We start from the raw sequence: 26,557 nt of genomic DNA, 5'->3' as shown, positions 1-26,557 counted from the left end.
CCCCCCCTCCCCCCCCCCCCCCCCCCCCCCCCCCCCCCCCCCCCCCCCCCCCCCCCCCCCCCCCCCCCCCCCCCCCCCCCCCCCCCCCCCCCCCCACCCCGCACTCAGCTGAACGGGTCGAGGGTGATGCGGGCCTGCTGCGGATTTCCGTCGTGCACCAGGGATTCGTGGTGGCCGACGTCGTCGAAGGCGAAACCGTAGGCCTTGCCGTCGACCATGTTGGCGTGGATCAGGCGCGAGTAGTGGTTGGTCACCCCGTCCTGGTAGAAGTTCGCCGAGCCGGCGTCCGGCTGGTTCGGGTTGCTCAGCAGCGTGGACCGGTTGTACCCGGCGCACAGCGTCCGCGAGATCGGCCCCCGCACCAGGTCGTTCGGGGCGTCCAGCAGTTTGTAGCAGCCGAAGATGCTGTCGGAGTCCGGTTTCTGGAACGAGGTGACCACCGCCCCGGCGGAGTTGGTGAAGTTCATCGTGTTCCCGGAAACCCGCCCGAAGTACTTCGTGCCCGGCTGGTCGGCGAACGGGGTGACGGTCAGCGTGGCCGAGGCGTACTTCGACCAGACCCGGTTGACGTAGTCGTTCATGATGCCCGCGTTCAGCACCCCGGACCCGACCCCGTGCCCCGGTGAGAGCGCCCGCAGCGGGCTGCCGTCCGGCTTGGCCTGGACCAGGTTGCCCCAGCCGCCCGGCTGCGCCTTCAGCGCGCCGAAGAAACCGTGGTAACCACCCGGTTTCAACCGGCCGGTGGTTTTCACCGCCCCGCCCGCCATTTGCACACCGACCGAGTACGGCGCCGAGAACATGTCGACCTGGGTGCTGTTCAGCCAGATCCCGGCGTCGTTCAGCGTGTACTCGGTCCAGTTGAACAGAATGTTGCGGTTGGGATCGCTGGGATTCTGCACGGCGGGCTGCACCAGGCCGCCGGTGGTCAGTTTGAACACCAGTTTCTGGCCGTAGGAAAAATAGACCCGGCCGGAGAACTTCGGCAGCCGGATGGTGCTCGACTGCCCGGCCGCCGGCCCGGGGATGGCCGCGTCGGGCGCCGGGGTCGGCGGGTTGCCACCGGCCGGCCACGGGTGGAAGGTGCCGTTCGCGTCGGCCCAGCCCTGACGGCCGGTGCTCAGCTCGGTGCCCAGGTTGTAGACGTAGACCGGCTCGGTGCGGCCGGAGTCGTTCGTCAGCACGAGCGGGATGGTGGCGGGTACGGCGAGGGCGGCCGGGGCCGCCACGGCCGACCCGGCCGCGGTGACCAGGGCGGCGCCGAGCGCCAGCAGCTTTCTGGACCAGGACATGCGCATTCTCCTCCTCAGACAGGAATAGCCACGCCGAGCGAAATAGAATGCACCGGAAGGCGTGTTAATGGCGGGGACCGTGCGCTTCCGGATACAAGGGAGAGCCTTCCCAGGATCACACGCGGCAAGTGGGCTGTCAACGCCGCTCACCGAATGCACCCGACGGCCGCTAGGCACACCACGTTTCCCCGGTTAGCCTCCTGGACATGATTCCCACAGTTGTCTGGGGCACAGGCAACATCGGCCGCGCGGCCATCCGCGCGGTCACCGCCCACCCGTCGCTCGACCTGACCGCGGTGCTGGTGCACCACCCGGGCAAGCTCGGCCGCGACGCCGGCGAGCTGGCTGGTCTGGACCACGAGCTGGGCGTGGCCGCCAGCGGCGACCCGGCCGCCGTGCTGGCCGGCCGCCCGCGTGCGGTGGTCTACGCCGCCTCCGGCGACACCCGGCCCGACGCGGCGCTGGCGGACATCACCGCCGCCATCCGGGCCGGGGCGGTGGTGGTCACGCCCGCCCTCTACGCGCTCTACGACCAGCGCAACGCCCCGGAAGCGCTGCGGGAGCCGGTGCTCGCCGCGATCGCCGACGGCGGTGGCTCGCTGTTCGTCTCCGGTGTCGACCCCGGCTGGGGCAACGACGTGCTGCCCGCCCTGCTCAGCGGCCTCGGCACCACTGTGGACGCGGTCCGCTGCCAGGAGATCTTCGACTACTCCACCTACGAGCAGCCGGATTCGGTGCGCTACCTGGTGGGCATGGGCCAGCCGATGGACTACCAGCCGCCGATGCTGGCGCCGTCGGTGCCGGCGATGGTGTGGGGCGGGCAGGTGCGGCTGATCGCCAGGGCGCTCGGCGCCGAAGTCGAGGAAATCCGCGAAACGCTGGAACGCCGTCCACTCGAGACCACCGTCGGCACCCGCACCATGGGTGAGTTCGAAGCCGGCACGCAGGGGGCGGTGCGGTTCGAGGTGCAGGGCATCGTCGGCGGCGAACCCCGGATCGTGGTCGAGCACGTCACGCGCATCCACCCGTCGTGCGCCCCGGACTGGCCGCAGCCGCCGAACCCGGCCGGGGCGCACCGGGTGATCATCGAGGGCCGCCCGCGCCTGGAAGTCACCGTGGAAGCCCGTGACGAAGGCGAAAACGCCTCCGCGGGCGGCAACGCCACCGCGGTCGGCAGGCTGGTCAACGCCATCGACTGGCTCACCGAAGCCGGCCCCGGTCTCTACGACGCACTCGACGTCCCGCTGCGCCCGGCCGCGGGACGGCTCGGAAGGAGCGCACGATGATCATCGACATCCCCGAGGGCAAGGATCCGATCGGTTACGTGTGGGGCGAGATGGTGCCCGGCATCGGCGCCGCCGCCTCGCAGTTCTCGCTGGCCGTGTACAGCCACACCACGCTGGGCCTGCGCGAGTTCGAGGCCGCGCGGTTGCGCATCGCGCAGATCAACGGCTGCGTGTTCTGCCTCGACTGGCGCACCGAACGCGACGGCGAGAAGGTCGAGCCGGAGTTCGCCGACGCGGTGACCCAGTGGCGCACCACCGGCGCCTTCGACGACCGCACGCGGCTGGCCGCCGAATACGCCGAGCGGTACGCACTGGACCACCACGGCCTCGGCGAGGAGTTCTTCGCGCGGATGACCGAGCACTACAGCCAGGCCGAGATCGTGGAACTGAGCATGAGCATCGGTTCCTGGCTGGCCTTCGGCAGGCTGAACCACGTGCTGGGCATCGACGCGGTGTGCGTGGTGCCGAAGTTCTAGAGATCCTCGGCGATCACCCGCTCGATGTTGCGCTCGGCGAGCGCGGTGATCGTGACGAACGGGTTCACGCTGGCGTTGCCCGGCACCAGCGAACCGTCGGTCACGTACAGGCCGGGGTGGCCGTGCAGGCGGCCGTAGTTGTCGGTGGCCTTGTTCAGCACCACCCCGCCGAGCGGGTGGTAGGTCAGGTGGTCGCCCCAGATCTTGTAGACGCCGAACAGGTCCGTCCGGTAGATGGTGCCCTCCTTGGCGTTGATCTTGTCGAAGATCGTCTTGGCCATGTCGATGGAGGGCTGCTTCCACGCGGTCTGCCAGTTCAGCTCCACCTTGCCGGTGGCGGGGTTGTAGGTGAACTGCGCGCGGTGCGGGTTCTTGGTGATCGACAGGTAGAACGACGCGAAGGTCTCGATGCCCGTGGGCAGCGGCGCGACCTCGGCGAACGCGCCGCCCGCGGCCCAGTTGTCGATGCCGGCGGTGGGCATGGACGACTGCAGGGCGCCGGTGGCGTCCCACACGTGGTTGGCGCGGCCGCACATCACGTTGCCGTTGTCGCCCCAGCCCTTGCCGATCTCGCCGTTGAGCCCCGGTAGCGCACCGGTGGCCTTGAGCTCGGTCAGCAGCTTGCTGGTGCCGACGCTGCCCGCGGCGAAGAACACCCGGTCGGCGGTGACGGACTTGGTCGCGGTGGTGACGCCGGTGGTGTCGATCTGCTCGATCACCACGGTGTAGCGGCCGCCGGTGGCCGGGGTCACCGAGGTGACCCGGTGCAGCGGCGAGATGGCCACCCGGCCGGTGGCCCGCGCCTGCGCCAGGTAGGTCTTCTGCAGCGACTTCTTGCCGTGGTTGTTGCCGTAGAGCACCTCACCGCGCAGCGCCGACTTCGGCACGGTCCCCGCCTGCTCCTGCTCCATGTAGTCCCAGTCGTAGACGTTGGGCACGAAGACGAACGGGAAGCCGGAGCGCTCGGCGTGCTTGCGGCCGACGCGGGCGTACTGGTAGCACTCCGCGCTCTCCCACCACGCCGGGTCCACCTCGGTCACGCCGAGCCCGGCGTTGGCACGCGGGTAGTACACGTTGTACATCTCGTCGGGGTCGACCGAGGGCAGCACACCGCCGAAGTTCTCCCGCTTCGGCGTGACCGCCATGCCGCCGTTGACCAGCGAGCCGCCACCGACGCCGCGGCCCTGGTAGACGCTGATGCCGCTGAAGTCCTCGGCGTCGAGGATGCCGGTGTGCAGCGGCACGTCGCGGTCGATCGGGAAGCCGAGGAAGTTGCTCAGCGGCTGCTTGGTCCTGGTCCGCAGCCAGTACGAGCGGTGGTCGGGGCTGGTGGTGTTGGCGAAGATGTTGCCGTCCGGGCCGGGGGTGTCCCAGGCCATGCCCATCTCCACCATGTGCACGTCCACCCCGGCCTGGGCGAGCCGCAGCGCGGTGACCGAGCCGCCGTAGCCGGTGCCGATCACCAGTGCGGACACCTGCGCCCCGTCCGGGATGGGGGCCGGCGGCGGCGCGAAGGGCTGCGATGCCCGCGAGTGCTGCGCCGCCGCCCGGCCGCCGAGAGCCGCCAGCCCGAGGATAGAACCAGTTCCAGCGACGAACGCGCGTCGGGATAGACCTGGAGAACCGTTGCCGGACAGGGAGTTACCGCTCATGTGACGTTCCTCACTCTCGACATATGAGAACAAGTTATACTTGCGTCGATGATCAAGTCACTACGTACGCGACAGTAACTTGCTCTCGGCCGATTGCCCACGGCCAAGTGGTCGAACCAGGAGGAATTCCGCACTTTTGCTCTACAGTGGACGGTCAGCGCGCCGCCGTCCCCGGCCGGTCAGCGCCAGCACGGCGAGCACCGCGGCGACCACCGCGCCCAGCGCCGCGGCCAGCACGAAGGTGCCGCCGAGCCCCGCCGCGCCGATCACCGGCTGGGCGAGCAGCGGCGAGGAGAACTGCCCGAGGAAGAGCACCGAGGTGAGCAGGCCGAGGGCCCGCGTGCGGGCGGCCGGGTCCACCGAGGCCACCGTCCACCCGTTCAGCGTCGGATTGCTCAGGCCGACCCCGAGGCCGACCACCAGCATGCCCGCGGTGGCCACCCACAGGTTCCCCGCCGTGCCGACCAGCGCCAGCCCCGCGGCGTAGGCACCGAACATCACCGCGGCCAGCAGCCGGAAGCCGAACCGCGCCCGCAGCCCGCCGAAGTTCAGCCCGACCACGGTCATCACCAGGTTCACCCCGGCGATCATCGCCCCGGCCACCACCGGCGAGGCCCCGCCGACCTCGGCGAGCCAGAACGGCGCCTGCGTCGGCACGGTGTAGAAGACCACCACGCTGAGGAAGGTCAGCGCGTACAGCCCGAGCACCCCCGGGGTCCACGGGCTGCCGCCGGTGGGCCGCGCCCCGGGATCTGGTGCCACCACCGGGGCTTCCGGCACGTTCCGCAGCACCAGGAACAGCACCGGCACCGCCAGCAGGTACACCGCGAACGGCCCGCGCCAGCTCAGTTCCGCCAGCGCACCGCCGAGCAGCATCGCCACCACACCGCCGAAGCCCATCGCCGCACCCTGCAGGCCGAGCACCCGGCCGTGCTGGGCGGGCGGGTGGTGGTCGGCCAGCAGCGCGGTCGAGGTGGTCATGATCGCGGCGATGCCGACCCCGAGCAGCGCCCGCCCGGCCAGCAGCGCGGGCAGCGAGTCGAGCAGCAGGCCGGAGCCGCCGCCGGCGGTGTAGAGCACCAGGCCCGCGACGAGCACCCGGACCCGGCCGACCCGGACGCCGGCGTACCCGAGCAGCGGCGCCGCCAGCATGATCGCCAGTCCCGGCAGGGTGAGCACCAGGCGCACCAGCACCTGGGCGTGTGCTTCACCGGCGAAGTGCTGCTCCATCCCGGGCAGCGCCGGGGTGATCGTGGCGCTGGCCATGATGGTCATCGTGCTGACGCCGAGCAGCGTCGCCAGCAGCGGGGTCGGCGTTCGCCGTGCGGTGGCGACGGTCGTTCCGGTCATGCCACCGAAGCTAGAACTTCCAGCGCGCTCGAGGTCAAGCCAGCGCCACGGCGATCCGCACGAACGACCGGACGAGCGGGTCCGGCTCCGCCGACGGCCACGCGAGCACCAGTTCACTCGGCGGCAGATCGGCCAGCGGCACGGTGACCAGGCCGTCCGGCACCGGGGAACCACCCGGCAGCAGCCCGATCGAGGAGTTCCAGCGGACGGCCTGGAAGCACTCCTGCGCCGTGCGCACGGCCGGGCCCGTGCGTTCCCGCCCGCCGTTCCAGTAGGCGGCCCACACCGGATCGGTGACGCCGGCCAGGCGGAACCACGGCCGGTCTTCGAGCTCACGCAGTCGCAGGATTCCGTGTGCCGCAAGCGGATCGTCGGCGCGGAGCAGCACGGAAACCGGATCGGTGCGCAGCACGTGCGTGCCGATCCCGGTGGTGTCGAACGGACCCCGGGTCACCGCGACGTCGGCGAGTCCACTTCGGATCCCGCAGCCCGGATCGCTGAAGTCGGCTTCGCGCACCCGCACCCCGGCTTCGGGGTGCCGTTCGCGGAAGGCGGCCACCAGCCGCGGTCCGAGCCGCTCGGCGCTGTCCGCGAGCGTGCCGACGACCAGCGTGGAGCCGGCCCGAACCCGGTCACGCACCTGGTCGGCGTGGTCGAGCAACTGCCGCGCCCGGGTCAGCAGTTCGCTTCCGGCCCGGGTCAGCGCGACCCCCTGCGCCGTCCGGTCGAACAGGTCCACCCCGAGATCGGCTTCCAGCGCGCGGATCGCCCGGCTCAGCGGCGGCTGGGTCATGTGCAACCGCGCCGCCGCGCGGCCGAAGTGGCGCTCCTCGGCCACGGTGACGAAGTACCGCAGCGTCCGCAGGTCCATGAGCGGGAACGATACTTCGCCGGTATCGCGGACACCGGATCGGACTTGGACGCCGGGCAGCCGCGCGCAGTGCACTGGCCGCATGGAGGAAATCGCCGAAGACCTGTTCGTGCTGCCGGACCACAACGTCGAACTCGTGCCGAACATCGGCCTCATCGGCGGCCGGGAGGCGGTGCTCGTGGTGGACACCGGCCTGGGCCCGCGCAACGCCCGGCCCGTGCTCGAACTCGCCACCGAACACGCCCGCGGCCGGGAACTGCTCCTGACCACCACGCACTTCCACCCGGAGCACGCGTTCGGGGCGCAGGTGTTCCGCGGGCACGCCACCTACCTGGTCAACCGCGCCCAGGCCGACGACCTGGCGCACCGGGGTCCCGGTTACCTGGAGATGTTCCGCGGGCTCGGCCCGGAGATCGCCGCCCAGCTCGACGACGTGGAGATCCCCGTGCCGGACCTGGTCTACGAGGAGAGCCACACCCTCGACCTCGGCGGGCGCGAGGTGCGGCTGCGGGCGACCGGCCGCGCGCACAGCGCCGGCGACCAGGTGGTCACCGTGCCGGACGCGAACACCGTGTTCACCGGCGACCTGGTCGAATCCGGGCAGTTCGCCATCTTCCCGTGGTTCCCGCCGCACGACACCGACGTGTCCGGCACCCGCTGGATCACCGTGGTGGAGCGGCTGCTCGAGGAGGCGCCGGAGCGGGTCGTGCCGGGGCACGGTGAGCTCGGCGGCCCGGAACTGCTCACGGAGGTCCGCGACTACCTGCACCTGCTGCGGGACGAAACCCGGCGCCGCCTCGACGCGGGCGCGGAGGACTTCGCCGCCGAGGTGCGCGAGCTGCTGATCGCCCGGCGGCCGGACTGGCGGGGCCGGGACTGGATCGACAAGGCCATCGCCTGCTTCACCGCCGAACACGGTCAGCGATCTCCCGGTTCACCGGACTGGCCACGGGCGTGCGCGATCGCGTCGGATTCGGCCGGATAGGGTCGGCGGCATGGAACTGGACCTCGGTGCGGTCCGGGCTTTTGTCGCCGTCGCGGACGAGGGGCACTTCGGCGCCGCCGCCGACCGGCTCGGCCTGACCCAGCAGGCGGTCTCGAAGCGGATCGCCAAGCTCGAAGCCGGTCTGGGCACCACCCTGTTCCACCGCGCCCGCAACGGCACCGACCTCACCGGCGAGGGCGCCGCCTTCCTCCCGGACGCCCGTGCCCTGGTCGCACTGGCCGACCAGGCCGTGCGCTCGGTGCGCGGGCGCGACCGGCGGCTGCGGGTCGACGTGCTCGGCACCCGGCTCGCGCCGACCGAGCTGATCCGGTCCTTCCACGAGGCCCATCCCGAGGTGGAGATCGACATCGTCACCTCGCGCGGCCTCCGCAGCGGGCAGCCCGCCCTGCTCGGCGGCGCCATCGACGTGGCGTTCGCCCGCATCTCCGGTCCGCTCGACCCGGCCATCGCGCACCAGCCCGCCTACCTCGAACCGCACCACGCGCTGCTCGGCCGCGAGCACCCGCTGGCCGGGCGGCGCCGGGTGCGGATGACCGAACTCGCCGGGTCGATCGCCACCATGCCCGGCAACGAACCGGGCAGTGAATGGGCCGACTACTACGCAGACCTGCGGCGGGAGTTCGGCCTCACGATCCGCACCGGGGGCCCGAACTTCGGCCTGGACCACCTGCTCGACGAGATCGCCGGATCGCGCGACCGCTACACCTTCGGCGGTGAGCGCATGCGCGTGCCGTGGCACGCCGGGATCGTCCAGCTCCCCATCGTCGACCCGACCCCGCTCTACCCGTGGTCGATGCTGTGGCACCGGCGCAACCGCCACCCGGCGCTGCCGGTGCTCGCCGAGCACGTCGCCGCCGGGGTGCGGCCGTTCGACCCGGGCACCCAGTGGCTGCCCCCGGACGAGCCGATCCGGGCAGCCACCGGTCCGTGACCCGGAGGCGGCTCAGACGAGCACCTCGGCGCGGGAGAAGCGCAGTTCCGGATCGGTCACGCTGTCCACGCGCAGCAGCTTCACGTCGGCGTGGTAGCTCATCGACATCCGCCACGGCAGGCGGTCGCCCTGGCGGGGCAGCTGGTCCACCGCGCGCTGGACGTACCCGGCGGCGAAGTCCAGCAGCGGCCGGGTCGGCATCGACGGATCGGCCGGTTCCGGGCGGCAGGTGTCGTACCCGTGTTCGTCCATGTGGGACAGCAGGCGGCAGAAGTGCTCGCACAGCAGCCCCACCTTCAGCGTCCACGACGAGTTCGTGTAACCGATGGCGAAGGCGAAGTTCGGCACCCCGGACAGCATCATCCCCTTGTACGCCAAGGTGTCCGGCAGGCGCACCGGTTCGCCGTCGACGGTCAGGGCGACCCCGCCGAAAGCCTGCACGTTCAGCCCGGTGGCGGTGATGATGACGTCGGCTTCGAGTTCGGCGCCGGATTCGAGCCGCACCCCGCCTTCGGTGAAGGTGTCGATCCGGCCGGTCACCACGGACGCCGTGCCGCGGCGGATGGCGCGGAACAGGTCGCCGTCGGGCACCGCGCACAACCGCTGGTCCCACGGGTCGTAGGGCGGGTTGAAGTGCTCGTCGACCGGGAACCCGGCGGGCAGCTGCTTCGTGTTGACCCAGCGGATCAGCCGCCGGGCCGCCTTCGGGAAGCGCCGGCAGAACTTCCACACCGCGATCTGCTTGACGATGTTCTTGCGCCGCGCCAGCGCGTAACCGCGCTCGTCCCCCAGCACCTTCCGCGCGAGGTTGGCCAGCTTGTCCTCCCGCGGCACCGGCATCACGTAGGTGGGCGTGCGCTGGAGCATGGTCACGTGGGCGGCGGTGTCCGCCATCGCCGGCACCAGGGTGACCGCGGTGGCGCCGCTGCCGATCACCAGCACGCGCTGGCCGGCGTGGTCGAGGTCCTCCGGCCAGTGCTGCGGGTGCACGACCGGACCGCGGAACCGGTCGCGGCCCTCGAAGTGCGGGGTGAACCCCTCGTCGTAGCGGAAGTAACCACCGGCGCAGAACAGCCAGTTCGCGCTCAACCGGAACCGCTCGCCGGTGTCGGTGCGCTCGACCTCGGCCGTCCAGCGCGCCGTCTCGCTGGACCACGCCGCGGCGATCAGCCGGTGGTGGTAGCGGAGGTGCGCGTCCAGCCCGTTCTCGGTGACGGTTTCCCGCAGGTAGTCCAGGATGCGCGGGGCGTCGGCGATGGACTGGCGGTCCAGCCACGGCTTGAACTCGTAGCCGAAGGTGTGCAGGTCGGAGTCCGAGCGGATGCCCGGGTAGCGGAACAGGTCCCAGGTGCCGCCCGGGGCACCGCGGGCCTCCAGGATGGCGAAGCGCTTCGCCGGGTGCTCGGCCTTGAGGTAGCGCCCGGCGCCGATGCCCGAGATCCCGGCCCCGACCACGAGCACGTCGAGGTGCTCGACCGGCGTCTGCGAGGTGGTCATCGTCCCACTCTGCGCTGGCGGCGGGGTCTTGCGCCAGTGCAACACGCACCAGCATGCTGCGTGGATGGTGCAGAACGCTGCGGGGTGGCCGCGGTTGTCGGCGGCCGGGCGCCAGTTGTTCCGGCGGGGTGCCGAGACCGTGCTGGCGCTCCGGCCGGACTGGCTGGAGGAGCTGCACGCGGCCTCGCTGAGCGGGCAGCGGATGCGGCCGGTGGCCGAGGACCCGGTGCTGGCCGCGGCGACCCGGCGGGCCAACCTGGCGAACCTGCGGCACTGGGCGGCCGCGAACGTCGCGCACCCCGGCCGTCGCGTGCCCGCCAACACCGAGCCCGACCTGCTCGAATCGGCTCGCGACCTGGTGCGCCGGGGCCTCGACGAGACGGCGCTCGAGGCGTACCGCACGGCGCAGAGCGTGGCGTGGCGGCGGTGGATGGACATCTGCTTCGACCTGACCGGCGACCCGGCGCGGCTGCGTGAACTGCTCGACGTCTCGGCGTTGTCCATCGGCACGTTCATCGACGACACCATCGCCGCGGTGTCCGAGCAGATGCGGGCCGAGCGGGCCGAACTGACCCGCGGCGCGCACGCCGAACGGCGGGCCGTGGTGTCGCTGCTGCTGGAGGGCGCGCCGATCAGCCGGGCCAGGGCCGAGGCGCGGCTCGGTTACGGCCTCACCGGCCAGCACACCGCGGTGATCATCTGGAGCGGCTCGGGCACCGCTTCGGACCAGCTGGAAGCGGCGGCCGAAGCGGTCATGCGGGCGGCCGACGCCCCGCACCGGCTCACCGTGGTGGCGAGCGCGGCGGCGTTGTGGGTGTGGCTGCCGGTCGGTGCCACCGGGCAACCGGACCTGGCGCCCTACCCGGACGTCCGCGTGGCCGTCGGCAGACCGGGCACGGACGTCGACGGTTTCCGGGGCAGCCACCTCGACGCCGCCACCACCCAGCGCATGCTCACCTCATCCCGGCAGTTCGCCCGGTACCAGGACGTGCAGCTGGCCGCGCTGCTCACCGCCCAGCCCGCGCAAGCCGACGAGTTCCTGCACGACACCCTGGGCGCCCTGCTCACCGCCGACGCCGACACGCGGGACACCGTGCTGACCTACGTGCGGGAGCTGGGGAACACCACGCGCACCGCGGCCCGGCTGTACACCCACCGCAACACCGTCCTACGGCGCCTGGCACGCGCGGACGAACTGCTGCCCCAGCCCCTGGCGGACAACGCACTGAGCGTGGCCGCCGCTTTGGAGGTCCTGAGGTGGCGCGGATCCTCGCCCTGACTCACTGCTGCCGGACCGCCTGCCATTTCGCCGTTCCGGCGGACTCGTCGATCAGCGCGTCGGCCTGCGCTGCCCATTTTTCGTCGCCGCGGAAATCGACGTTGTCCGGTTTCCTGATCGCCTGGGACAAGTGCGGGCGGTCAGCCCGCACTTGCTGAACTGCGGCAAAGGCCCAAACCGCCGGCCTCGGCGTCAGGCGGATTTGTCGTTGTACCAGTGCCGTCCGCGGCGGATGCGGTGGTGGCGGCCGCGCTGCGGCTCCGGTGGCCGGCGGTAGGCGGCGAACTCCGGGGCGGTGATGGCCATCATGACCAGGTACTTGATGCCACCGCGGTGCAGTTCGGTGTCCCGGATCCGGCGTTCTTCGCGGAAGCCGAGCACCCCGTGCAGGGACAGCGAAGCGATGTTCCCGCCGTAGATGCCGACCTCGCACCTGCGGTAGCCGCGGTCGAAGAACATGTGGCTCAGCAGCAGCGTGATCGCGTCGGCGGCGTACCCGCAGCGGCGGTAGGAGGAGCCGATGCCGATGCCGTAGCTGAACCGCCCGGCGCCGCCGTCGGCCTGGGTGGCCGCCATCGAGCCGACCAGCAGGCCGCTGTGCAGCGATTCGATGGCGAACTGCAGGTTGTCCCCGGTGCGGTGCGCCGCCCAGTGCCGGTAGCCGCCCACCGCGGTGCGCGCGGCGGCCTCCCGGTCGAACCCGGTCAGCGTCCGGCGGTCGGCCGGGGTGATCGCGCGCAGGCGCACCTTGCGGCCGGTCAGGCCCGGCACCACCACGAACTGCCCCACCGGCTCGGTCATCATCGGCGCTGACCTTACTAGGCCACCCGACACCCGCTTTCCCTTGGGCGGCCCGGACTCCGGGCCCACCACCCGCCAGCCGCGGTTACCACGCACCGTGATCAGCGACGGTCACTTTCGGTGATCCACTCAGCTCGGGTCGGTGCTGTCCAGCCATTCGGTGCTCATCTCGCCGGCGGCGTGGATGCACACCAGTTCCAGGCGTTCGGTGCCGTTGTTGCGGAAGGTGTGCGGGGTGTGCGCGCCGACCACCACGACGTCCCCCGGACCGGCCTCGGTCACCTCGCCCTCGGCGTAGAAGGTGCCCCGCCCGGACCGCACGATCCAGGTCTCCGGGTACGGGTGCCGGTGCGGGCGCGGCCCCTGTCCCGGCTCGGCGTCGACCAGGAAGAAGGAGATCTCGGCGCCGTAGGGCTGCCCGGTGAACTGGGCGTTGCGCGGGCCCTCCGGCGGGTGGATCTGGCGGATGACGTGGTGCATGGCGTACTCCCCGTGGCGAGTTACTTCCCGGCGGCGTGCCGGATGAGCTTGAGCAGCTGACCGCGGAAGTGCTCGTAGTCGTCGACCGCGCCGAGCAGCAGTTCGGATTCCCGCTCCTCGCGGCGGGCCTTGGTGAGCACCCGCCTGCCCGCCGCGGTGAGCCGGACGATGGTGCGCCGCCGGTCCGCCGGGTCGGCGTCGGTGCCGACGAAGTCGGTGCGCCGCAACCGTTCCACCGTCCGGCTCATGGTCTGGTCGGTGACCCGGCACAGCGTGGCCAGCTCGCGCTGGGTGTGCGGCCCGGCGTCGAGGTGGTGCAGCACGATCAGCCCGGCGTGGGTGAGCTGGTGCCGGGCCAGCACGTCGTCGAACCGCGATTCGACCACCCGCGCGGCGACCGAGAGCAGGCGGCCGGTCGGCCACGAGGCGACGTCGGGTTCGTCGCCGGGCACCTGCGGGCTGGACTTCCTGGGCACGCCCCCATCTTCTCACCCGGTCTCGGCGGTCACCGGCATCCCGGTGACCGGCGAGCCGGTCGCCGCCGCCACCGCCGACGCGATCGCCGCCGACGCGGGCGGGTAGGCGAGTTCGCCCAGCCCCCCGGGCGGCAGCTCGGACGGCACGATGGTCACGTCGATCTCCGGGGACCGGTCGATCCGCGCCCAGGCGTAGTCGGCGAAGGAGGACTGCACCACCCGCCCGTCCCGCACGGTGATCTGCGCGCGAGCACAGTGGACACCGCGTCGAGCACCCCGCCTTCGACCTGCGCGCGGACACCGGACGGGTGCAGTGCCGCGCCGACGTCGACCGCGGCGGTCACCCGGCGCACCACCGGTTCGCCGTCGCGCAGCCGGACGTCGGCGATCACCGCGATGGCGGAGTCGTAGTCCAGGTGGCAGGCGACGCCCCGGCCCGCACCGTCCGGCCGGGGTGCCCGCGAGGCGGCGGCGTCGAGCACCCGCCGCACCCGCGAATCGACCGGCAGCAGGCGCCGCCGCAGCTCGACCTGGTCCAGCCCGGCGCGCTGCCCGGCCGCGGACAGGAAGCACTCCTCGGCGAAGACGAACTGCCCGGCGTAGACCGACCGCCAGAACCCGGTGCGCAACGGCGGCGGCCGCAGGACCACCGCCGGTTTCCCCGGTACCCGGTACGGGAAGTGGTCACCGCTGGCCAGCACCAGGTCGGGGTTGCCGAACGCGGGCACCGAACTGAGCGGCCAGGTGGCCACCCCGTGGGACCGCCAGCGCGGAACGCCGTCGCGCGCGAGCACCGCGGTGAGCCGGTGCACCGACATCGGCCGGTACGAATCGTGGCGCGTGTCGTCGTCCCGCGTCCACAGCACTTGGACCGGCCGGGCGGTGGCGCGGGCGCAGAACACCGCTTCGAGCACGAAGTCCACTTCGAACCGCCTGCCGAACGCACCACCGGCCAGCGTCGGCAGCACGGTCACCGCGGCCGGGTCGAGCTGGAGGAGCTGCGCCAGCAGACCGCGGAGCCCGCCGGGGTCCTGCGTGGGCACCTGCACGACCAGCCCGCCGTCGCCGGTGAACCGCGCGGTCGCGTTGAGCGGTTCCATCGGCGCGTGCGCCAGCATCGGCAACCGGTAGGTGCGGTCGAGGCCGACCGGTCCCGGTGCGGCGGGTGGCGCGGGCACGGCGGTGGCCAGGTCGGCCAGCCACCGGCGGCTGTCCGCGCCGGGGGTGCCGCCGGTCCAGCTCACCTCCAGTGCCGCGCGCCCGGCCAGCGCGGCGGAGGTCGATTCGGCCACCACCGCCACGCCGCCCGCCATCCCCCGGCCCGCGGGCAGCCGGACCACGTCCACCACCCGGGGCACCGCCCGCGCCGCCGTATCGTCCACTTCGGACAGTGCGGCACCCAGCCAGCCGGGCCGGCGCACCACGGCGACCAGCCCGCCCGGCTCCCGCACGTCGATGCCGAACCGCGCCCGCCCGGTGGCGATGCCTGCCGCGTCCACCCTGGTGGCTTCCTTGCCGAGGAAACGCCATTCGTGCCGCGGCGTCAGCGTGACCGGCACGCCCGCCGGATCGAGCGCCGCCGCGCCGGCGACGAGTTCGCCGTAGGGCAACCGGCCGTGCGCGGGGTGCGACACAGAACCGTCGCGGGCTGCGCACTGCTCCATCGGCACCTGCCAGCGCCCGGCAGCCGCGGCCACGAGCAGGCAGCGAACGGTGGCGGCGGCCGTGCGCATCGGCTCGAACAGCTGGCGCACGGAGAACGAATCGGCCACCATCTGCGGGCCGTACCGCGCGGTGTCGCCAGGCGCCTGCTCCACCTCGATGCCGTGCGGTGGCACGGAAAGCTCCTCGGCGGCGAGCAGCACCACGACGGTGCGCACCCCCTGCCCGGTTTCCGGCCGCGGCACGGTGACCACGATCCGGCCGTCGGCGGTGACGCGGACGAAAACGTTGGGCGCCAGGTCGCCGTCCGCCGCCGAGCCCGGCAGCGGCACGGCGATCAGCAGGGTCGCGGCTCCGGCGGAGACCAGGAAACCCCGGCGGCTGATCACGGCTGCTCCTCCCGGGCCAGCTCGGCTGCCGCGTGCACGGCCTGCCGGATGCGCGAATACGTGCCGCAGCGGCAGACGTTGTCCCGCAGGGCTTCGTCGATGTCCTCGTCGGCCGGCTCCGGCCGTTCGCCCAGCAGGGCCACCGCGCTCATGATCTGGCCCGCCTGGCAGTAACCGCACTGCGCCACGTCACCGGCGATCCACGCCCGTTGCACCGGGTGGCCGGAGAGCCCTTCGATGGTGGTGATCGCCCTGGCCCCGACCGCACCGACCGGCAGCACGCACGGGCGCGCCGCCTTGCCGTCCACCAGGGACACGCAGGCCCCGCAGGCGCCGATGCCGCAGCCGTACTTGGGTCCGGTCAGGCCCAGTTCGTCACGCAGGGCCCACAGCAGCGGGGTGTCCGGCGGCACGTCCACCTCGTGCTCGGTTCCGTTGACCTGCAGTCGATACACCGGCACAGCTCCTGTCGAAGGCAGCGGGCGGGGAACCGCCCCAGCATGGCACTTGCTCAGCCTGCTGAACAACAGGCAGAATGCTCAGCATGCTGAACAATCCGGGGCGGGTCATCACCTTGGGGCTGCTCGGCAGCCTGGCGCTGACCGCGCTGGTCTGGCTGGCCGGACCGCTGCTCGGCGACGTCGCGCTCGCGCCGGACCAGGGTGCGTCCTGGTACTTCTGGCAGCTGCCCGACCCCACCTTCTGGACCAGGGCGTCCGCCTGGCTGGGCTACGCCTGCCACCAGCTGGTCTCCTGGGGGCTCATCCACCACGCCCAGCGGCACGTGCGGCGCTACACCAGCGGCCTGCACCCGGTGAACGTGGTCGCCCTGCTGGCGAACCTCGGTTTCATCGCACTGCACGAGGTGCAGTCGGCGGTGTTCTACGACGGCCTGGCGCAGGACGTGTCGATCTTCAGCTCGCAGGGTTCGGTGGTGTTGCTGCTGGTCGTGGTGCTGCTGATGGAGAACCGGCGGCGCGGGCTGTTCTTCGGCCGCCCGGCGCCGATCTCGGCCGAGGTGGTGCGGTTCGCCCGCGAGTACCACGGTTACCTGTTCAGCTGGGCGGCGATCTACACCTTCTGGTACCACCCGATGGAAACCACCAGCGGGCACCTGATCGGTTTCTGCTACCTGTTCCTGCTGCTGTTCCAGGGCAGCGTGTTCCTCACCCGCGCGCACACGAACCGCTGGTGGACGCTGACGCTGGAGCTGATGGTGGCCGTGCACGGCACGCTGGTCGCGGTGATGAACTCCGGGCCGGACGGCAAGTGGCCGATGTTCCTGTTCGGCTTCCTCGGCGTCTTCGTCGTCACGCAGCTGCACGGGCTCGGGCTCGGCACCCGCACGCGCTGGGCGGTCGCGCTGGCCTACCTGGCGGGTGCGGTCGCCGTCCACGCCACCCGGTCGCCCGGGGACCTCGGCGAGATCGTCCGCATCCCGGTCCTCGAATACCTGCTGGTGGCCGTGGTCGCCGCGCTCACCTGGGCGGGTCTGCGCCGGCGAGTTCGGCGAGCACGGCCCGGGCCGCCCACGCCCGATATCGAGCCGCCGACCAGCCGCAGTGGGTCACGAAGTGCTCGAACGCGGTATGGGAAACGATGAACGCCAGCGCGTCGGCGTGCCCCGGCGCCAGTTCGCCGATCTCGCGGCGCTGGGCCGCCCGGAGTGCCGAAACCACCTCCCGCACCTCCGGATCGCTGTCGGCGGCCGTCACCAGTGCGCGGTAGATCCCGGCTGACGCGGCGAACCGCCGCACCACCGGGCGCAGCGCCTCGTCGACCGTCGCGAAGTCCAGGTCACCGCTGAACTCGAAGCGGGGCGGCCCGCCGTCCGGCCCGAGGAAGCGGACCTCGAACGCCGCCCGCAGCAACGCCGACTTCGGCCCGTGGGCGTTGACCGTCTCCACGCTGGTCCCGGCCCGCTGGGCGATGGCCCGCATCGTGGTCGGGGCGTAGCCCTCGGCGGTGAACAGCTCCGCGGCGGCCTCCACGATCGCCAGCCGGGTGCGGCGAGCCGCTTCGGCCCGGACCGGCGATCGGTACGCCCGGGTTTCCTTCGCCACCCGGCCTCCTTTCACTACACTCAGAGTGTAGCGAATTGAGGAGGGTGTGATGGCTTCGGTGCTGATGTGCGCGGGCCCGTTCCAGGGCCACGTCCAGCCGATGCTGCCGGTGGCCCGGCACCTGGTGGACCGGGGGCACCGGGTGCGGGTGCTGACCGGGGTGCGGTACCGCGACGCCGTGACGGCGAGCGGGGCCCGGTGGGTGCCGCTGCCGCCGGAGGCCGACTTCGACGAAACCGACATCGACGGGGCCTTCCCGGCGCGGCGGGAACTGCGGGGCCTCGCGCTGGGGAAGTTCGAGCTGGAGCACGTGTTCCTGCGCCCGGTGCCCGTGCAGGCGGCCCGGATCGACGAACTGCTCGCCGAGGAGCCCGCCGGCACCGTGGTGGTGGAGACGATGTTCTTCGGCGCCATACCGCTGGCCCTGCGCTCGCGGCGCCCCCGGATCGTGGCGTGGGGCAGCAATCCGCTGAACCTGCCCGGCGACGGCGTGGCACCGGCGGGCCTGGGCTGGACCCCGGCCACCGGCCCGCTCGGCGGGCTGCGCAACCGGGCGGCGGCGTTCGCGCTGCGGAAGTTGCTCACCGACTCGCTGCGGGCCCTGGTGCCCGGGCTTCCGGTGGCCTTGTTCGACTGGCTGGAGCTGGTGGACGACATCGTCCAGCTCACCGTGCCGGGGTTCGAATACCCGCGTCCGGGTGCCCGGGTGCACTTCGTCGGCCCGCTTTCGGTCAGCGACGCCGACCGGCACCCGCTGCCGGAGTGGTGGGACCGGCTCGACCGGCGCCGCCCGGCCGTGCTGGTCACCCAGGGCTCCGCCGAACCCGACCTGTCCCAGCTGGTCCAGCCGACGCTCACCGCGCTCGCCGGCCGGGAGGTGAACGTCCTCGTTTCACTGGGCGGGCTCTCCACCGAGCACGAACTTTCCCTGCCCGCCAACGCTTTCCTCGCTCGCTCGCTCCCCTACGACGAGATCTTCCCGTCGTTGTCGGCTTTTGTCACCAACGGTGGATACGGTGGCCTGGGTTTCGCCATCCGGCACGGGGTTCCCGTGGTGACCGCGGGCCGGTCGCAGGACAAGGCGGAGGTCGCCGCGCGGGTGCGGTGGAGCGGCCTCGGAATCGGCCTGCGGAAACAGGAACCGGCACCGCGCACCATCGGCCGGGCCGTCGGCGAGGTGCTGCGCGATCCCCGCTACCGCACGCGTGCCGCCGCCCTCCGCGAGGAAGCGGCACGAGCGCCAGGGCTCACCGGCGCGGCACGCATCCTCGTGGAGGGCGGTTGAGGCCGGGTCGGCGAGACGGGTGCCCGGGTGGGTGGCGGCGCGCCGCCGGCCGCCTGCCTGGTTTCACCGCCGGCGTTCGCCTTGCCCGCCGGAGCCGGGAAGGTCAGAGGTGGGGGTGCGGGTCCAGCGGGGGCTCACCGCCGATGTGGTCCAGACCGGCGGCCCGGACGACCGGCACGTACTCGTCCTCGATCTCGACGACGAGGCCGCCGACGGTGCAGGTGGCCGACAGCGAGCCCGGCTGCTCGATGGTGGCCCGGCCGCGGCGGCGCGGGTGGCGCGCCCAGATCTTCGCGGGCCGGTACCGGCTGAGCAGGGCGACCCGGAACACCACGATTTCGTCGGTGGTGATCGCCAGCAGCACGTTGATGGCGAAGCCACCGGTGCCGTGCGCCTCGATCGCCGTGCCCGGCAGCGCGTATTCGATGTTCGTTCCCGGTCCGAGCAGCGCCCGGCAGTGCCCGACCACGGTTCCCGGCATCGGCATGGCTCACCCCCATCCCACGATACCGGGAAAATCAGGCGCTGGGACGGAGCTCGAACAGCGGCAGGAGGCCGACGACGCGGAGGATGCGCAGGGTGCTGTCGGGCACCCCGGCCAGCACGATGCCGGCCCCGGCCCCGGTGGCGTGGCGGTGGGCGGCGACCAACGCGGTGAGCCCGCCCGAATCGCAGAAGGTCATCCCGGACAGGTCCAGCACCAGGCACTGGCCCGAGACCAGCACCACGGCCTCGGCCGCCTCGCGCAACAGCGGCGCGCTGGCGAAGTCGAGATCACCGGTGACCGTCAGCAGGGCGCCGTCCGGTCTGGTCCGGGTGGTGGCGGTCAGCGTGTTCACGGGCGGACCCCGAGGGCGAGCAGGGCCGCGTCGTCGTTGAGACCGTCACCAAAACCGCTCAGCAGCTCCGTCAGCGCCGAGACCAGCGTGGCGGGTGAGGTGGGAGCCAGTTCACCGGCGAGGGCCAGCAGGGACTCCTCCCCGTAGAGGTGCCGTTCCCGCCCGATGCGGGCTTCGGTGAGGCCGTCGGTGTAGAGCAGCAGGGTGTCCCCCGGGCGCAGCAGCGTCTCCGCCGGGGTGAACACCGGCGTGGGCAGGACCCCGACGAGCATGCCGCCGGGTGTGCGCAGGTACTCGGCACCGCCGTCCGCGCGCGTGAGCAACGGCGGCGGGTGCCCACCGGCCGCGAGCCGGACCCGCATGCCGTCGCCCTCGGGTTCCAGCGTGCCGAACACCGCGGTGCAGAACCGGTTGTCCCCGCCGGTGTACCGCTGGTGCAGCACGGCGTTGAGGGTTTTCAGCGTGGTGACCGGGTCGGGGTCGTGCATCGCGGCGGTGCGCAGGGTGTACCGGGTCAGCGAGGTCACCGCGGCGGCCTCGGGCCCCTTGCCGCAGACGTCGCCGAGGAAGAACGCCCACCGGTCGCCCGCCAGCGGGAACAGGTCGTAGAAGTCGCCGCCGAGCTGGTCCGGCGACGCCGCGTGGTAGTAGGCGGCCGACCGCAGGCCCGGCACCTCCGGCAGCGTCTCGGGCAGCAGGCTCTTCTGCAGCACGGCCAGCGCGTGCTGCAACCTGGCCCGGTCCTCGTCGGCCTGCCTGCGGGCCTCGTCGGCGAGCTGCTTGCGCCGCAGCAGCTCCTGTTCGTAGGCCCGCCGTTCCCTGGCGTCGAACACCGTGGTGCGGATGAGCAGCGGCTCACCCCCGGTGGCGCGCTTGACCACCGAGGTGACCAGCACCGGCAGCTTGCCGCGCGACGCCGTCCGCAGTTCCAGTGCGATGCCGTTCGCCTCGCCGTGCATGTGCAGGATCGGCGCGAAGTGCGTTTCGTGGTAGAGCTTGCCGCCGACGGTGAGCAGGTCGGCGAACCGCATCCGCCCGACGACCTCTTCGCGCTGGTACCCCAGCCAGTCCAGCAGCGTGCCGTTGATCTTCGCGATCGTGCCGTCCATCAGCGTGGACAGGTAACCGCACGGCGCCAGCTCGTAGAGCTCCTCGGCGCTGTCCTCCAGCAGTGCGGTGAAGGTCGCGTTCGTGCTCGCGTCGTCGGGCTGGGCCGGGCAGCGCCCGTGGTGGGACATCAACGCCGGCTTCCGAGGAAGTCCAGGATCGCGGCGGTGGTCGCCTCCGGCGCGCTCAGCTGCGGGCAGTGCCCCACCGCGGCCAGGGTGCGCAGCGTGCTGCCCGGGATCGACGCGTGCACGTACGCCCCCACCTCCGGCGGCGCGATCACGTCCTGGGTGCAGTCCAGCACCAGCGTCGGCGTCCGCACGCCCGGCAGGTCGGCACGGCTGTCGGAGAGGAAGGTGGTGCGGGCGAACACCCCGGCGATCTCCGGGTCGGTGGCGCAGAAGCTGGCCGTCAGCTCCTCGCCCAGCTCCGGCCGGTCGGGATTGCCCATGATCACCGGCGCCATGGCCGAGGACCAGCCGAGGTAGTTGGACTCCAGCGACGCCAGCAGCTCCTCGATGTCCTCGGCGCTGAACCCGCCGCGGTAACCCTCGTCGTCGATGTACCGCGGTGACGGCACCAGCAGGACCAGCCCGCCGAACCGCCCGGGTGCGGCCTTGGCCGCCAGCACGCCCACCATCGCGCTCACCGAATGCCCGACGAAGGTGACGTCGTGCAGGTCGAGTTCCTCGCAGATGTCGAGCACGTCCTGGGCGTACCCGTCCAGGGAGGAGTACCGCCGCTCGTCCCACGCCGACAGCTCCGAGCGGCCCGAACCCACGTAGTCGAACAGGACCACGCGGTGCGTCCTGGCCAGCGTCGGCGCCACCAGCCGCCACATGTGCTGGTCGCAGCCGAACCCGTGCGCCAGCACCACCACCGGCGCGTCCTCGGGCCCGTTGACGACCACGTTGTTCCTGCCGATGATGTCCATGGCGGGCATCCTCCCACTCCCGGCCCCGCGGCGCTCACCCGCCGGGGGCTCAGCGCGCTGACCGAGCGGGAACGTGAGGTGCTCGCGCACCGGAGTTGACCCGATCGAGGTCTCAACCACCGCGAGACCGCCCGGGCCCGTCGCCCGAAAGCTTGTTGCCCGCCGGTAACCCCGTTCCGCCCGGTTAACCTGAGCCGCATGCACCGCCTTGGCCCGGTGCATTCCCCTCGGTGCCGTGCGTTCCGACATTCCCCCGGCACCGAGGGGGCATCCGGGGGTGGGCTACAGGTCCGCCAGGTCGCCGGAGATGCCGCCGACGTCCGGCAGGTCGACCCCGCTGGTCACCGCACCGAGCGGGCTGTCGCTGACCAGCGCGGTGGACTGGTCCAAACCGGACAGTTCCGGAGCCGGCAGGTCCGCCGGGACCGCGTCGGGGAGGCCGTCCGCCAGCGGGTCGTCGTCCATCGCCCGGGGCGCGCCGAGGTGCGACGCCTCCTCACCGGGGTAGTGCTGGCCGAAGTCACCGAATTCATCGAAGTCATCGAAGTCACTGAAGTCATAGCCCTGGCCCGCCACGTCCACCGAGCCGGCGAGGCCGTCCGGCACGGTGTACCCGCTGCCGAAGGGGTTCGCCTCCGCGCTGTCCACCGGGGGCTCGGGCGGGGCGGGCACCGCCACCGGGCCGGGGGCGTCGCCATCGGCCAGGTCGGGGGTGCGCAGCCCGTCGAGGGAGATGCCGTCGAGGGAGATGTTGTCCCCGGTGACCTCACGGGCCACCGAGATCTCGCTGAGCGGGTCTTCGACCGATTCCCGCAGGTCCGTCCCGGCCACCGAGCCGAGCACGCCGTCGCCCGCCAGCGCGCTCAGGCCCTTGAGCTGCTGGATGGCGCCGTCGGTGCCCGCCGAGCCGGCCAGGTCGAAGATCGAGTCCAGGTCGGGCTCGGACACCGCGCCCGGCGGGTTCTGGTCCAGCACCAGCGGGATGACCTCCTGGACGTCCAGCCCGCTGACCTCCGGCAGGCCGGCGTCGGCCAGCGCGGTCGCCGGGTCGAGGTCGAAGGCCGCCCGCGCGGTCTCGTCGGTGAGCAGGTGCTGCACGAATTCGTGCAGGCTTTGATCAGCGGAAGACACTCGAATACTCCTCGGGGAAATGGGTGGAAACACCGGGTGCGCACGCCGCGAGAAAAAGGCGTCGAGCGAATGGTACACAGCGGCGATACCCGCAATTCACCACCCCGCGCGCACTCGCCGATCCACGGAAAAAAGGGCCCCCAGCACACGCTGGGGACCCTTTTCCCGGCAATGCGGACGGATCAGTTGTCCTGCACGCTGCCGCCGTCGAGCACGCCACCGCTGGCGCAGTTCTCCGGGGTCTGGCCCTCGGCCTCGTTCTCACCCGGCGACAGGATCGGCACACCGATGCCGTTGGCGACGTCCTCCACCACGACCTGGACGCCGAGCACGTTGATGTTGTTGTCGCACACGCCCAGCGCGGCGTTGACGTTGTGCAGCACGTCGACGTTGTTCAGGTTGGCCAGGCCGACCTGGTCGTCGTGCTCGACGCCGTCCTGCCAGCCGTGGGGGCGCTCGTCGCCCGCGGAGGCGATGCCACCGCACATGAGAACGCCGACAGCGACAGAGCCGACGACGGCTCCGATCTTCTTGATCATCAAGGAACTCCTTGTTGGGATGGGAAAAAGTGCGGCGGCGCCGGGCCCGGTGGACTCCGGCGGCACCGCCGCGATCGCCGCACCCGGTCGCCGGAACCGGTGCCGCGAGTTCTGGGGGTCAGCCGTCCTGGACCGAGCCGCCGTCGACCACGCCGCTGCTGGCGCAGTTGTCCGGGCTCTGCCCTTCGGCCTCGTTTTCGCCGGGGGACAGGATCGGCACGCCGACCCCGTTGAGCACATCGCGAACCGGCACCTGGACACCGAGCACGTTGACGTCGTTGTCGCAGAAGCCGATCGTGGCGTCGACGTTGTGGAGCACGTCGACGTTGTTGAGGTTGACCAGGCCCACCTGGTCGTCGTCCTCGGGGCCCTGCGCGGAGGCGACCCCGCCGAGGGCCATCGTGCCCGCGGCCGCGGTCAACAGCGCGAGGCCGATCTTTTTCAGCACAGCGTTCTCCTCAACTGTTGAGCAGTGGATTCCGCACACGGAGGCGCGGCGGATTTGGCACACCGGGAACATACCGACTATCTCGGCCTGTAGTTATTCGATTACACCTATCGGGTAGGCTTCCGAGCCCGTGACCGGTAATTGTGTCGCCCAACCGGGTGGAGTTGGTTTTCCGGTTCCGCGGCGGCCGCGGGCCGGATCGGCGGCCGTGGTCACCGGCCGGCCCCGCGCGGCCCGGGCACCAGCCGCAGCCGGGGCCGCGCCCGCCCCTCGAACGGCCGGGGCCGGGCGTCGGTCAGCCCGAGCAGGTGCGCCACCGCGCCCTCCGCCCGTTCCGCCGCCAGCCCGTCGCCGAAGGGATTGCCCCTGGCGGCCATCGCCGCCGCGGCCGACGGATCGGTGAGCAGGGTTCCGGCGGCGGCCAGGATGCGGGCCTCGTCGGTGCCCACCAGCGCCGCGCAGCCCGCCTCCACGGCTTCGAGCCGTTCGGTGACGTCGCGCAGCACCAGCACCGGCACCGAGAACGTGGGCGCCTCCTCCTGGATGCCACCGGAGTCCGACAGCACCAGCGTGCTCATCGCCAGCACCCGCACCAGGTCGGGGTACTCCAGCGGCCCGGTGACCAGCACCCGTTCGCAGCCGCCAAGGCTCCGTTCCACCTGGGCGCGCACCGCCGGATTGGGGTGGGCGGGCAGCACCACCTCGAGGTCGTCGTGCGCCTGCACCAGCGCGCGCACCGCCCGCAGCACCCGGTCCATCGGCCGGCCCCACGATTCGCGGCGGTGCACCGTGACCAGCACCACGCGCCGCCGCCCGGCCAGGGCCCGGCACTCCACATCGGACAGTCTTGGCTCGGCGAACTCCCGGTGGCGGGCGGAGATCGACTGCACCGCGTCCACCGCGGTGTTGCCGGTGACCAGCACCCTGGCCCGCGGCACGCCCTCGCTGTCCAGGTGCCGGGCGGCGACCGGGGTCGGCGCCAGGTGCAGCGAGGTGGCGATGCTGACGAACCGCCGGTTGGCTTCTTCCGGGAACGGCGCGGACAGGTCGTGCGAGCGCAGGCCGGCTTCCAGGTGCACCACCGGGAACCGGTGCCAGAACGCGACCAGCGCGGCCGCGAAGGTGGTGGTGGTGTCGCCCTGCACCACCACCGCGGCCGGTGGCCGCCGCTGCCACAGCGCGTCCAGTTCGGGCAGCAGGCTGGCGAAGAACTCCGGCTGGCTGCCGATCCTCCGCCGCACCGGGAGTTCCTCGTCCGGGGTCAGGCCGAACACGGCCAGCGCCTGGCGCACCATCGCCGGGTGCTGCCCGCTGGCCACCACCCGCGGCCGGAGCCTGCCGCGGCGGCGCATGGCCGCGGCGACCGGGGCGATCTTCAGCGCCTCCGGCCGGGTGCCGATGACGAACTGGACTTCGGGTTCACTCGTGTCCACGGTGGCTCACACCTCGTTCGGCGTCCTGCTGTGCCGCCGGGCCGCCAGCACCCGGGCGGCCACCGCGTTGGCGAGGCCGACGCTGGAGTTCCAGCTGGTGACTTCGGGGTAGACGTGTGCGGTGGTGGCCAGCAGCAGGTGGGTCCCGGGTACTTCCACCGGCGGCTGCCGATCGGCGTAACCGAGCGGGTAGACCGGCTCCACGAACGGTGCCTTGAACACCCTGACCTCGTCGACGTCCGCCGGGGTCAGGGGCAGGTCAGCGTAGAGCCGCACCAGCTGGCTGGTCCAGCGCTCGGCGATGGCCGCTTCGTCCTGCCGGTACAACGCGGAACCGCGGTCGGTGTACCGCATGGCGTAGACGAGGTGGCGGCCGCCGTAGCGCTCGGTGCCGGTCAGCTCGGTCATCTCCACGACGCCGTCGAATTCCGCCGCCGAGTGCAGCACCGGTGTCCAGTAGCGCCGTTCCAGCGGCCGCTTCAGGAAGAACAGCACGTTGACCACGCCCTGGTAGGCCAGGTCGTGCTCGGGCAGGCGGGCGGCGAGGTCCGGCTCGGCCAGCCGCCGCAGCAGCGGCAGCGGCACGGTGGAGACCACCCGGTCGCAGTCGAGCACTTCCCCGTCGCCGAGCAGGACCCGCATCGGGCCGCCGGTCCCGGAAACACCGTGCACCGGGGTGGCGGTGCGGACCCGCCCGCCGCCGGATTCGATGGCCGACCGCAGCCGGTCGATGATCGACTTGTAACCCGCATCGGGATAACCGCGCACGGCCACGTTGCGTTCCCGGCCGAGGCGCTGCCAGAGGTAGAGGGCGGGCACGTCGGCGAAGGCGGGGCCGAACTTCGAGCCGAACATCGGCAGGAAGAGCTTCTCCCAGATGACATCGCCGTACAGCCCGCGCAGCCAGTCCTCGGTGCGGATGCGGTCGAGGTCCTTCCCCCGCCCGAGACGGCGGAGGAGCAGGGAGACCACGCCGAAGCGGACGCGCTGCGCCGGGGTCAGCGGCCGGAACCGCAGCAGGTCCGCCGCCGAGTTGAACGGGTACCGGTCGGTGCCCACGACCATGCCCATGCTGGTCCGCCGCCAGCGCACGTCGTCGGCGAGGCCGAGTTGCGCGAGCAGGCCGAGCAGGTGCTCGTCGGTGGGCATGACGCAGTGGTAGAAGCGTTCCACCCACTGCTCGCCGAGCGGGAAGAAGGTGCCGAGCCCGCCGAGCTGGTCGCTGCTCTCGAGCAGGGTCACCGGAACGCCGGAGCGGGTGAGCCGGTGGGCGGTGGCCAGCCCGGCGATGCCGCCGCCGATCACCACGACTTCGCTGTTGGTGTCGTGCATC

28 protein-coding genes are annotated in these 26,557 nt (G+C 72.2%); 6 read left to right on the top strand and 22 right to left on the bottom strand.

Translation table 11 applies throughout. The features are described 5' to 3' along the window. Window positions 1-104: 104 nt before the first annotated feature. Window positions 105-1,289 carry a glycoside hydrolase family 64 protein gene (locus AC07EG_RS29015; protein ID WP_478256378.1) on the bottom strand — a complete coding sequence of 395 codons (1,185 nt, stop codon included), beginning with the start codon at window positions 1,287-1,289 and terminating at the stop codon, window positions 105-107. 206 nt (window positions 1,290-1,495) lie between these two features. Between AC07EG_RS29015 and AC07EG_RS29010 the strand changes: the two genes are divergently transcribed. Next, on the top strand, window positions 1,496-2,575 hold the full coding sequence (locus AC07EG_RS29010) for an NAD(P)H-dependent amine dehydrogenase family protein (protein ID WP_478256377.1): 1,080 nt from the start codon (window positions 1,496-1,498) through the stop codon (window positions 2,573-2,575). Then, window positions 2,572-3,051 carry a carboxymuconolactone decarboxylase family protein gene (locus AC07EG_RS29005; protein WP_478256376.1) on the top strand — a complete coding sequence of 160 codons (480 nt, stop codon included), beginning with the start codon at window positions 2,572-2,574 and terminating at the stop codon, window positions 3,049-3,051. Before AC07EG_RS29010 ends, AC07EG_RS29005 begins: the two co-directional genes overlap by 4 nt. On the opposite strand, the gene AC07EG_RS29000 is transcribed toward AC07EG_RS29005, so the two are convergent. The 3 genes from AC07EG_RS29000 to AC07EG_RS28990 form a co-directional block, all read right to left on the bottom strand. Continuing rightward, entirely contained in the window at window positions 3,048-4,526 is a 1,479-nt protein-coding gene (locus tag AC07EG_RS29000) for a GMC oxidoreductase (RefSeq protein WP_478256375.1), read from the bottom strand. The genes AC07EG_RS29005 and AC07EG_RS29000 overlap by 4 nt on opposite strands. Window positions 4,527-4,844: 318 nt before the next feature. Then, on the bottom strand, window positions 4,845-6,053 hold the full coding sequence (locus tag AC07EG_RS28995; RefSeq protein WP_478256374.1) for an MFS transporter: 1,209 nt from the start codon (window positions 6,051-6,053) through the stop codon (window positions 4,845-4,847). Window positions 6,054-6,087: 34 nt separating this feature from the next. After that, complete coding sequence (locus tag AC07EG_RS28990) at window positions 6,088-6,924, bottom strand: LysR family transcriptional regulator (RefSeq protein WP_478256373.1); 837 nt, start codon at window positions 6,922-6,924, stop codon at window positions 6,088-6,090. Window positions 6,925-7,006: 82 nt separating this feature from the next. Between AC07EG_RS28990 and AC07EG_RS28985 the strand changes: the two genes are divergently transcribed. Both AC07EG_RS28985 and AC07EG_RS28980 read left to right on the top strand, forming a co-directional pair. Then, window positions 7,007-7,909 (top strand): MBL fold metallo-hydrolase, encoded by a 903-nt coding sequence (locus AC07EG_RS28985; protein WP_478256372.1) that lies wholly within the window; start codon window positions 7,007-7,009, stop codon window positions 7,907-7,909. Between the two features lie 10 nt (window positions 7,910-7,919). Further along, entirely contained in the window at window positions 7,920-8,861 is a 942-nt protein-coding gene (locus AC07EG_RS28980; protein WP_478256371.1) for a LysR family transcriptional regulator, read from the top strand. A 12-nt stretch (window positions 8,862-8,873) separates the two neighbouring features. On the opposite strand, the gene AC07EG_RS28975 is transcribed toward AC07EG_RS28980, so the two are convergent. Continuing rightward, entirely contained in the window at window positions 8,874-10,358 is a 1,485-nt protein-coding gene (locus tag AC07EG_RS28975) for a flavin-containing monooxygenase (protein ID WP_478256370.1), read from the bottom strand. Window positions 10,359-10,422: 64 nt separating this feature from the next. Here AC07EG_RS28975 and AC07EG_RS28970 point away from each other — a divergent pair, with 64 nt between their 5' ends. Continuing rightward, entirely contained in the window at window positions 10,423-11,637 is a 1,215-nt protein-coding gene (locus AC07EG_RS28970; protein ID WP_478256369.1) for a PucR family transcriptional regulator, read from the top strand. Window position 11,638: 1 nt separating this feature from the next. Here AC07EG_RS28970 and AC07EG_RS28965 read toward each other — a convergent pair whose 3' ends face one another. The 8 genes from AC07EG_RS28965 to AC07EG_RS28930 form a co-directional block, all read right to left on the bottom strand. Beyond that, entirely contained in the window at window positions 11,639-11,767 is a 129-nt protein-coding gene (locus AC07EG_RS28965) for a hypothetical protein (RefSeq protein ID WP_478256368.1), read from the bottom strand. Window positions 11,768-11,829: 62 nt separating this feature from the next. Then, the gene (locus tag AC07EG_RS28960) at window positions 11,830-12,441 is read right to left on the bottom strand and encodes a GNAT family N-acetyltransferase (RefSeq protein WP_478256367.1); all 612 of its coding nucleotides are present in this window, start codon (window positions 12,439-12,441) and stop codon (window positions 11,830-11,832) included. A 126-nt stretch (window positions 12,442-12,567) separates the two neighbouring features. Further along, window positions 12,568-12,918, bottom strand: a complete 351-nt coding sequence (locus AC07EG_RS28955; RefSeq protein WP_478256366.1) for a cupin domain-containing protein — start codon at window positions 12,916-12,918, stop codon at window positions 12,568-12,570. 20 nt (window positions 12,919-12,938) lie between these two features. Then, a complete protein-coding gene (locus AC07EG_RS28950) occupies window positions 12,939-13,394 on the bottom strand; it encodes a MarR family winged helix-turn-helix transcriptional regulator (protein WP_478256365.1) in 456 nt (151 codons plus the stop codon). 12 nt (window positions 13,395-13,406) lie between these two features. Beyond that, a complete protein-coding gene (locus AC07EG_RS28945) occupies window positions 13,407-13,613 on the bottom strand; it encodes a hypothetical protein (protein ID WP_478256364.1) in 207 nt (68 codons plus the stop codon). Then, window positions 13,547-15,445, bottom strand: a complete 1,899-nt coding sequence (locus tag AC07EG_RS28940) for a xanthine dehydrogenase family protein molybdopterin-binding subunit (RefSeq protein ID WP_478256363.1) — start codon at window positions 15,443-15,445, stop codon at window positions 13,547-13,549. The genes AC07EG_RS28945 and AC07EG_RS28940 overlap by 67 nt, the downstream gene beginning before the upstream one ends. Next, entirely contained in the window at window positions 15,442-15,906 is a 465-nt protein-coding gene (locus AC07EG_RS28935; protein WP_478256362.1) for a (2Fe-2S)-binding protein, read from the bottom strand. Before AC07EG_RS28935 ends, AC07EG_RS28940 begins: the two co-directional genes overlap by 4 nt. A 1,017-nt stretch (window positions 15,907-16,923) precedes the next feature. Further along, window positions 16,924-17,508: a TetR/AcrR family transcriptional regulator gene (locus tag AC07EG_RS28930; RefSeq protein WP_478256361.1), complete on the bottom strand. Its 585-nt coding sequence runs from the start codon at window positions 17,506-17,508 to the stop codon at window positions 16,924-16,926. A gap of 49 nt (window positions 17,509-17,557) precedes the next feature. Here AC07EG_RS28930 and AC07EG_RS28925 point away from each other — a divergent pair, with 49 nt between their 5' ends. Then, window positions 17,558-18,793: a glycosyltransferase gene (locus tag AC07EG_RS28925; protein WP_478256360.1), complete on the top strand. Its 1,236-nt coding sequence runs from the start codon at window positions 17,558-17,560 to the stop codon at window positions 18,791-18,793. Window positions 18,794-18,896: 103 nt separating this feature from the next. On the opposite strand, the gene AC07EG_RS28920 is transcribed toward AC07EG_RS28925, so the two are convergent. The 9 genes from AC07EG_RS28920 to AC07EG_RS28880 form a co-directional block, all read right to left on the bottom strand. Further along, window positions 18,897-19,280: a hypothetical protein gene (locus AC07EG_RS28920; RefSeq protein ID WP_478256359.1), complete on the bottom strand. Its 384-nt coding sequence runs from the start codon at window positions 19,278-19,280 to the stop codon at window positions 18,897-18,899. 31 nt (window positions 19,281-19,311) lie between these two features. After that, the gene (locus tag AC07EG_RS28915; protein ID WP_478256358.1) at window positions 19,312-19,632 is read right to left on the bottom strand and encodes an STAS domain-containing protein; all 321 of its coding nucleotides are present in this window, start codon (window positions 19,630-19,632) and stop codon (window positions 19,312-19,314) included. Then, complete coding sequence (locus tag AC07EG_RS28910; protein ID WP_478256357.1) at window positions 19,629-20,870, bottom strand: PP2C family protein-serine/threonine phosphatase; 1,242 nt, start codon at window positions 20,868-20,870, stop codon at window positions 19,629-19,631. The genes AC07EG_RS28915 and AC07EG_RS28910 overlap by 4 nt, the downstream gene beginning before the upstream one ends. After that, window positions 20,870-21,673, bottom strand: a complete 804-nt coding sequence (locus tag AC07EG_RS28905) for an alpha/beta fold hydrolase (protein ID WP_478256356.1) — start codon at window positions 21,671-21,673, stop codon at window positions 20,870-20,872. Before AC07EG_RS28905 ends, AC07EG_RS28910 begins: the two co-directional genes overlap by 1 nt. A gap of 282 nt (window positions 21,674-21,955) precedes the next feature. Next, the gene (locus AC07EG_RS28900) at window positions 21,956-22,804 is read right to left on the bottom strand and encodes an IniB N-terminal domain-containing protein (RefSeq protein WP_478256355.1); all 849 of its coding nucleotides are present in this window, start codon (window positions 22,802-22,804) and stop codon (window positions 21,956-21,958) included. Between the two features lie 182 nt (window positions 22,805-22,986). Beyond that, on the bottom strand, window positions 22,987-23,343 hold the full coding sequence (locus AC07EG_RS28895) for a hypothetical protein (RefSeq protein WP_478256354.1): 357 nt from the start codon (window positions 23,341-23,343) through the stop codon (window positions 22,987-22,989). Window positions 23,344-23,461: 118 nt separating this feature from the next. Continuing rightward, window positions 23,462-23,791, bottom strand: coding sequence for a hypothetical protein (locus AC07EG_RS28890; protein WP_478256353.1), 330 nt, complete (start codon window positions 23,789-23,791; stop codon window positions 23,462-23,464). A gap of 212 nt (window positions 23,792-24,003) precedes the next feature. Beyond that, a complete protein-coding gene (gene wecB, locus AC07EG_RS28885) occupies window positions 24,004-25,224 on the bottom strand; it encodes a non-hydrolyzing UDP-N-acetylglucosamine 2-epimerase (RefSeq protein WP_478256352.1) in 1,221 nt (406 codons plus the stop codon). Window positions 25,225-25,230: 6 nt separating this feature from the next. Beyond that, a complete protein-coding gene (locus AC07EG_RS28880) occupies window positions 25,231-26,556 on the bottom strand; it encodes an FAD-dependent oxidoreductase (RefSeq protein WP_478256351.1) in 1,326 nt (441 codons plus the stop codon). Between the last annotated feature and the right edge of the window lies 1 nt (window position 26,557).

The sequence above is a fragment of the Amycolatopsis sp. NPDC045836 genome, from assembly GCF_056431745.1.
Note: the sequence above shows the minus strand (reverse complement) of the source record. Positions and strands in the feature narration are given on the sequence as shown.

Coding starts and splice junctions, on each gene's coding strand:
- AC07EG_RS28955 (WP_478256366.1), bottom strand. CDS start 12,918: ATGCACCACGTCATCCGCCAGATCCACCCGCCGGAGGGCCCGCGCAAC.
- AC07EG_RS28980 (WP_478256371.1), top strand. CDS start 7,920: ATGGAACTGGACCTCGGTGCGGTCCGGGCTTTTGTCGCCGTCGCGGAC.
- AC07EG_RS28925 (WP_478256360.1), top strand. CDS start 17,558: ATGGCTTCGGTGCTGATGTGCGCGGGCCCGTTCCAGGGCCACGTCCAG.
- AC07EG_RS28920 (WP_478256359.1), bottom strand. CDS start 19,280: ATGCCGATGCCGGGAACCGTGGTCGGGCACTGCCGGGCGCTGCTCGGA.
- AC07EG_RS29010 (WP_478256377.1), top strand. CDS start 1,496: ATGATTCCCACAGTTGTCTGGGGCACAGGCAACATCGGCCGCGCGGCC.
- AC07EG_RS28985 (WP_478256372.1), top strand. CDS start 7,007: ATGGAGGAAATCGCCGAAGACCTGTTCGTGCTGCCGGACCACAACGTC.
- AC07EG_RS28960 (WP_478256367.1), bottom strand. CDS start 12,441: ATGATGACCGAGCCGGTGGGGCAGTTCGTGGTGGTGCCGGGCCTGACC.
- AC07EG_RS28910 (WP_478256357.1), bottom strand. CDS start 20,870: ATGTCCCACCACGGGCGCTGCCCGGCCCAGCCCGACGACGCGAGCACG.
- AC07EG_RS28895 (WP_478256354.1), bottom strand. CDS start 23,343: ATGATCAAGAAGATCGGAGCCGTCGTCGGCTCTGTCGCTGTCGGCGTT.
- AC07EG_RS29005 (WP_478256376.1), top strand. CDS start 2,572: ATGATCATCGACATCCCCGAGGGCAAGGATCCGATCGGTTACGTGTGG.
- AC07EG_RS29015 (WP_478256378.1), bottom strand. CDS start 1,289: ATGTCCTGGTCCAGAAAGCTGCTGGCGCTCGGCGCCGCCCTGGTCACC.
- AC07EG_RS28880 (WP_478256351.1), bottom strand. CDS start 26,556: ATGCACGACACCAACAGCGAAGTCGTGGTGATCGGCGGCGGCATCGCC.
- AC07EG_RS28905 (WP_478256356.1), bottom strand. CDS start 21,673: ATGGACATCATCGGCAGGAACAACGTGGTCGTCAACGGGCCCGAGGAC.
- AC07EG_RS28990 (WP_478256373.1), bottom strand. CDS start 6,924: ATGGACCTGCGGACGCTGCGGTACTTCGTCACCGTGGCCGAGGAGCGC.
- AC07EG_RS28995 (WP_478256374.1), bottom strand. CDS start 6,053: ATGACCGGAACGACCGTCGCCACCGCACGGCGAACGCCGACCCCGCTG.
- AC07EG_RS28970 (WP_478256369.1), top strand. CDS start 10,423: ATGGTGCAGAACGCTGCGGGGTGGCCGCGGTTGTCGGCGGCCGGGCGC.
- AC07EG_RS28975 (WP_478256370.1), bottom strand. CDS start 10,358: ATGACCACCTCGCAGACGCCGGTCGAGCACCTCGACGTGCTCGTGGTC.